The 6,808-nt window shown below is 29.6% G+C and carries 4 protein-coding genes and 1 pseudogene; 1 reads left to right on the top strand and 4 read right to left on the bottom strand.

The window, feature by feature from the left end:
- The 4 genes and pseudogenes from PKN74_RS07530 to PKN74_RS07515 all read right to left on the bottom strand — a co-directional run.
- Positions 1-273 (bottom strand): annotated as a pseudogene (locus PKN74_RS07530) (ABC transporter ATP-binding protein); the annotation flags it as partial.
- A 293-nt stretch (positions 274-566) separates the two neighbouring features.
- Positions 567-1,514, bottom strand: coding sequence for a hypothetical protein (locus tag PKN74_RS07525; protein WP_472310155.1), 948 nt, complete (start codon positions 1,512-1,514; stop codon positions 567-569).
- A gap of 3 nt (positions 1,515-1,517) precedes the next feature.
- Positions 1,518-2,621 carry a DUF4097 family beta strand repeat-containing protein gene (locus PKN74_RS07520; RefSeq protein WP_472310153.1) on the bottom strand — a complete coding sequence of 368 codons (1,104 nt, stop codon included), beginning with the start codon at positions 2,619-2,621 and terminating at the stop codon, positions 1,518-1,520.
- Positions 2,622-2,633: 12 nt separating this feature from the next.
- Positions 2,634-3,008: a DUF2089 family protein gene (locus tag PKN74_RS07515; protein ID WP_472310151.1), complete on the bottom strand. Its 375-nt coding sequence runs from the start codon at positions 3,006-3,008 to the stop codon at positions 2,634-2,636.
- 1,548 nt (positions 3,009-4,556) lie between these two features.
- On the opposite strand from PKN74_RS07515, the gene mgtA reads away from it, so the two are divergent.
- Positions 4,557-6,808: magnesium-translocating P-type ATPase (gene mgtA, locus PKN74_RS07510; RefSeq protein WP_472310149.1), on the top strand; the 2,252-nt coding region annotated here is incomplete at its 3' end.

Below are 6,808 nucleotides of genomic sequence, written 5' to 3'. Positions count from 1 at the left end.
TTTAATAGTTAGAAAGTTAACTTTTCGATGGTAAGTATTAAAAAAATAATTGAATGATCTTTCTAAAGCTACTACCCCAGTCAAAAAAATTAAAAAATAGGGTAAAATATTAATTTTTTGCAGTGATATTATTTCGTCAATTAAGTATTGAAGGAAAAAAGGCCTCAGCGAGCCAAATATAATAGTTATTATCCCTAAGATAAGTACAATAATCATATATCTTTTATAATTTTTTATACCATATTTTATAAGCCTTTTTGCATATTTGTTCATATAATAACCCCACTGATTCGTTTGATCAATAGTTTGATTCTAAAAGATCTTCTTTGATTTTAATCAAAATAGAATCTTTTATGCATTTTTTAAATGGCTTGCAAGTTTTATGTGGTATTTTCAATTGGTCTCCCAAAAGAATTTGTTACTCAACATTTTCTTTTTTAAAATGTGAAACATACTCTAAAAGAATCCCTATTACATTTGTGATTTCAAAGAACTTTCATCTTCCTAAAAAGGGGACCCAAATTGGTTAATAGCTAGGTTCCCCATTTGTATTTAAATTTGAATAATCAATCTATAAATTCAATATTTAATTTAGACATTTCAGAAGATATGTTTAAATAGCACGTGTATAATGCCTCTGAAAAGTTAGCTGATACATATGAACCGTCATCCCTTTGAATCATCCATTCTAAGTCTTTAAAATTTAATTCTCCTATTTGATTTAACACGAGAGCTACATTATTCGGCAATTTTATATTTATTGATGAAACCTCTGAATTTATATCTATTGTTGAGTTATCTACTTCAGAAGGTATTATAGTAACTTTGGATGCTGTTGCTTCTATTCTAATATTTTTTGTATTAGTTTGCCTGAAATTTAAGAAACCATCACTAACATTTAATTTTCCAACATAACTGTACTTGATGTCATCTTTTAAATATATAGAAATCTTCGCTCTTCTAGGTACTTTGACATTTGATACTTTAAGCTTGTTATAAATTGTTACTTTATCAACATCATAGTTTTTTTTAAAAGAGTATATCTCTCCGTCAATACTCGCCTTCACTTTTATAGGAGAATTTATTTTAGAATACTCTAAGTTTAAATAACTCCAATCAACCTCTGTTACAAGATCTAGTGAATCTTCTGAAAAGTTTGGAGGAAGATCAAAAATTAATACTTCTTTATTTGCTTTTTTACGTGGTTTTTTTCTTATATGAAATAAGCCACTAAGACCTGCTGCTAATATATACGAGGCAAACATCAATAATACAATTTGCCAAAAATTAAGAGATGTTGGTAAAAGCCGAAATGAATCTAGTATTAAGATAGCTCCGAATATTAAACTGCCAAGAGTTCCTGTGCTCTTTTTTTTGTAAAAGGGAATCCCAAAGGCCACAAACACAACTCCAAAGAAGAACTTTATTACACCAAAATTAACAAAAAGTTCATTGAACAAAACAGATACAAAGATCAGTATTCCAACGACAATTAGAATTATTCGTCCTTGCATAATTTATAACCCCCTATCTTTTAAAAATTTTTCTGCTTCTTCGACTTTATACCCCAGTTCTCCTAGAAGCTCTATGGCAAAAGATCTTGAAATTTTTTCTCCTTTTAATAATTCTAAAATCTTCTTTTCTTCGACAGTTAAAAGCTCATCCCCAAGTGACTTTTCTGCTTGACTGTGATCTTCTTTTTCAGGTTCTCCTTCTATCTCTATTCCTTGAATCGTAATGTCTCCACTCATTACGTTAGCTTTTAAAATTCTTCTTTGAGAAGATAATGAAGAGTCAGCTTTTTGAATTAAATCAATATTTGATTTAATTGAAGATGAGAATCTTTTGATCGAACCTTCTAAATAAATTCTATCTTTTCCTTGGATGATTAAATCTATATCAGCCGAAGCTGAATCTATTTCACAATAAAAATCTCTAGATAAAGAGTCTATTGAAATATCTCCACTTGCAGTTTTTATCTTTGCATTAGTAATTAATGATTTCTTTATCGAAATATCGCCCGCCGCCATGTTAATAATTAAATTGTCTATTCTACTGTCTTCAATTAAAAGGTCTCCGCTTGCAAAACTGAACTCTCCGTTAGTAACATTGATATTATATATATCAAAGTCACCGGCTGCACTTTTTAATTTAAATTCATTTATAGTTGTTCCTTCCAAATTAATTGTAACATCTCCAGCTTTGGTATCGATAAGGAAAGCTTCCATATACTTGGAATTAACAAAACCACTAATATCCAGATCGCCGGCGGATGTTTTAATAGACAAGACATCAACATTTGTAGAATTTAAAATAATATTTAAGTCCGCAGCAGAAAGATCCAATTTAAGGTCGCTTACCTTTTCATTTATGTATAAATTAATCGGTACTTCACGGAATGTTTTTGAGAAAGAAAAAAACTTTGACAAAAAATCCCCTTTTTCATAACTTAAATAGATTGTGACGTTTTTATTGTCAGAATTCCAAACGGTTTTGATTTCTAATTCTGGCTCGGCATATTCTAATTGAGTAATTGGAGCATATTGAATTTTTATATCTCCATGAAGATTTCTTGTTTCAATTTTTATGGACTTTGCGCCACTTAAATCTAGTTTAGGCATTAATTTTCCTCCTCACTTTTTATATTTTTTTAATATTTCCTTTGCTTCTTCTGGAGTAATCTCTCCCCTTTCTATCCTTTCGAGAATTTCAAGTGTTTTTTCTCTGCTTTCGATAGTTTCTGATTCATATCCCATTGCAATTGCTAATTCTTCTAACCTTGCCTTAGCTGTAGGATATGAAATCCCTAATTCTTTTTGCAGTTCGGATAAATTACCTCGAGTTTTTATAAACATTTTTAAAAATAACAACTGTTGATCAGTTAATCGCGCAAATTCTTCTAGTTCAAAGTGACCTGTAATTTCAGTCCCACATTCCTCACATTGGTACTTAATAATTTCTAATTTTCCCCCACAAGCTGGACATTTTGATAATCTATATTTCGGCATATTTACCCTCCTTTTGGTAAAAAATATTTTTTCTCACTTTTAAGATTATGTGATTCTCAATTAACTCTTGTTATCTAATTTATTTTTAATGATATTTACCATAAAATGTAATTTATATATTAAATTTCAACAGCTCATTATTTTTAAGGGCAAATTTAAAAAACTTTAGCTTCTAAATATATAATTTTTAGAATGTGAGTTAATATCTTACAAAAATTATAACATTTTTATTTAAAAAAATCAATATTTACTAAAAAATTTCTTAATTCTTAATATTAAAATCTTTTTGCTTGGTTCTCAATCATTATATTTGCTATTTGTAGATGGTAATATATTTAGGATTGTTTATTTTTCTTATAACATATTATGCTTTATTATTCAGGGTTTCTTCCATTTCTCTAATTTGAGTCTAATAATTATTGTTTTTTAGAATTTTAAAAAGTAAACTTAAAATTAATTTATTTCATATATTTTTTTCTTTAATTTCAAATATTTTTATTTATTGCTTGACTTTTTTAATATATCATGATAAAATTTTATTGAAATTATAAAACGATACTAAAATATCTTAAAAAAGGGGGTTAATATGTTGAAAAAACCAGACAAAAAAATTAAGAAAGTTGAATCTTACTATACCTCTTATGATTTACTTACCGATGAACCATGGTATTTTTATTTCGAGAACACAAGAAAGTTATAGTAAGATTTGAAAGATTCTACAAAAGTCTCTTCGAACTTTAAAGCTAAAATGACCAAACAGCAAAAAATTCGTCCTCTCTTGATTGAGAGGACGAGTTAATATTAGTTCTTAACCAAAGTTCGGTATATCTACCATCTATAACCAATTCTCACCTGTGACGTAAGATGATTCATCTGATGCTGAGAAAAATGCTACTAAGCTAATTCAATTTGTTTCGCTAAGCAACCTAAGGCAATAACTGTCTTTCATGTTCTTAAACAAACAATTTGACTTAAACTTTACCCATACTTCTTGCACCTTTCATCATTATTATTTTTCAGTCAATCTTTCCCTAAGCATAATAACCTTTTAGAGTTTCTAATTTTCTTATTTTAGATGTCTTAAAAAATTTGACCCACTTTCATACTTTAATGATGATGATTTAGGAAAATTCATGCATTACAAATAGTTTTAATTTAAGAATTCTAGCTTCCAAACTTTTGTCTAATAATTAAAGTGAATTAATAAGATAAAATATTGAATTTTTAATAAAACAATTCTATAATTTTTCTTATTGTGTTTGAAACAATTTACTTAATAAAAAATTCATTTAATATATATAAAGGAAACATAAAAATGACATCTTAATCCAGTTTTTTCTGATAAAATGAGGGAGAAAGCTATATTAAATTTTATAATTTGCAGGATTTACTCTTAATTATTTTTGATTAATAAAAAATTCTTGCTTCTTTTATTTGTAATACTTTCCGGCGTTTTTAATTCTTAAAAAGATATTGTTATACACAATAATGATCTAATCCTATAGCAATGGGCTAAAGAAATCTTTATAATGTTTTGAAGGTGAAAGGATGCTAAAAATTCCAAGGAAAAATGACCATGTTTATTCGATTGTTAAGCAATTATATGATTTTGCCACAATGGAGCCTGAAGAGTTATTTTTACAATTGGGTACAGATAAAGATGGGTTGCCACAAGAAGAGGTTGAAAAGAGATTTGCAATTTATGGAAGAAATGAATTAGTACACGAAAAACCGCCGCGCTGGTATATCCAACTCACAAAATCGTTCATAAACCCATTTACAGGGATACTTATATTTCTCGCTATTGTATCTTATCTTACTGATGTTCTTTTTATTGCTCCACAATACAGAGATTGGAGCACAATTGTAATTATTTTTGTAATCATTCTAATAAGTGGGTTCCTACACTTCATCCAAGAATATCGTTCAAGCGTTAAAACAGAAAAATTAAAATCCATGATCCATACAACCGCTGCAGTTAAAAGAAAAGGAATGGACGTAAAAGAAATCAATATAGAAAAGATTGTGCCGGGAGATATCGTCTACCTTGCTGCCGGAGATATGATACCTGCTGACTTAAGAATCATTTCATCAAAAGATCTTTTTGTAAATCAAGCCACGTTAACTGGTGAATCGGAACCTGTAGAAAAATACCCTAATTTAAAAACCAAAAATCTTAGCTTAAATAATTTGACTTTAACTGATTTACATAACATATGTTTTATGGGAACAAGTGTAGTTAGTGGTTCAGCTATAGGAGTGGTAATTTTAACAGGTCAACATACTTATTTAGGTCTGATGGCAAAAACTATGGTAGGAAAAAGAACTAAAACAAGCTTTGAAAAAGGAATTGATGATGTAAGTAAACTGCTCATAAAGTTTATGGCATTTATGTTTCCAGTTGTCTTTATTATCAATTGGTTGACAAAGGGAAGTTGGTTAGACGCCTTACTTTTCGCATTAGCAGTAGCGGTAGGACTAACCCCAGAAATTTTTCCAATGATAATTACTACAAATCTTGCAAAAGGCGCAGTCGCAATGGCAAAACGTAAAACGATAGTGAAAAGACTAGATGCTATTCAAAATTTTGGTGCAATGGATATTCTTTGTACAGATAAAACAGGCACTTTAACTCTTAATAAAACAGTCTTAGTGAAGTATTTAAACATAAACGGAGAAGCAGATGAGAGAGTATTAAGGTATGCCTTTCTAAACAGCTATTATCAAACTGGATTAAAAAATTTGATGGACCAAGCTATTACAAACTATGGAGAAGAAAAAGGAATAAAAGGATCAGAATTGGAAAAGATCTACAAAAAAATTGATGAAATTCCTTTCGATTTTGTTAGAAAAAGAATGTCAGTTGTATTAGAAAGTAAAAGTGAAGAGGGAACAAATAAAAGACAATTAATTACTAAGGGTGCTGTAGAAGAAATTTTATCAATTTGTGAGTGTGTAGAATACAAAGACAAAGTAGTTCCGCTTACAGATGAGGTAAAAAACGAGGTGTTGAACATAGTAAAAGAATTAAGTGAAGATGGTATGCGCCTTTTAGCAATTGCTCAAAAGAATGATGTCCCTCCAGCAGATATTTTCAGTGTAATGGATGAAAACCAAATGGTTTTGATGGGATTTTTGGCCTTTTTAGATCCTCCTAAAGAATCAGCTCCTGAGGCTGTTAAAGCTTTACTCGAACTAGGCGTTGATGTCAAAATATTGACAGGAGATAATGAATTGGTCACAAAGAAGATCTGCAAAGAGGTTGGTTTACCTATAAAAAATGTTGTTTTAGGTAATGAGATCGAAAAGATGACAGATGATGAGCTTTCCAAAATTGTAGAAGAAACAACGATTTTTGCAAAACTTTCTCCAATGCAAAAATCACAAATAATTAAGGCACTTAGAAATAATGGACATGTTGTTGGATTTTTAGGTGATGGAATAAATGATGCCCCAGCTATGAGAGAAGCTGATGTAGGAATCTCGGTCGATTCGGCTGTAGATATTGCAAAAGAATCGGCTGATATCATTCTCCTAAAAAAGAGTTTAACGGTTCTAGAAGAAGGGGTAATTGAAGGGCGGAAAATATTTGGAAACATTATGAAATATCTAGCAGTAACCACAAGCTCAAATTTTGGGAATGTGTTTTCCGTTTCGGTAGCAAGTGCATTTTTACCATTTTTACCTATGCAACCGTTGCAGATATTGTTTCTTAATTTAGTATATGATATATCAATGTCAACTATACCTTGGGATAAATTGGATAAAGAATATATAAAAAAGCCAAGAAAATGGGATGC

The sequence above is a fragment of the Defluviitoga sp. genome, from assembly GCF_035349255.1.
In the GTDB taxonomy this organism is placed as follows: domain Bacteria; phylum Thermotogota; class Thermotogae; order Petrotogales; family Petrotogaceae; genus Defluviitoga.
This window is presented reverse-complemented; position numbering and strand designations above follow the sequence as displayed.

Excerpts from the sequence above, each read along its gene's own strand:
- PKN74_RS07525 (WP_472310155.1), bottom strand. The coding sequence starts at position 1,514 with ATGCAAGGACGAATAATTCTAATTGTCGTTGGAATACTGATCTTTGTA.
- PKN74_RS07520 (WP_472310153.1), bottom strand. The coding sequence starts at position 2,621 with ATGCCTAAACTAGATTTAAGTGGCGCAAAGTCCATAAAAATTGAAACA.
- PKN74_RS07515 (WP_472310151.1), bottom strand. The coding sequence starts at position 3,008 with ATGCCGAAATATAGATTATCAAAATGTCCAGCTTGTGGGGGAAAATTA.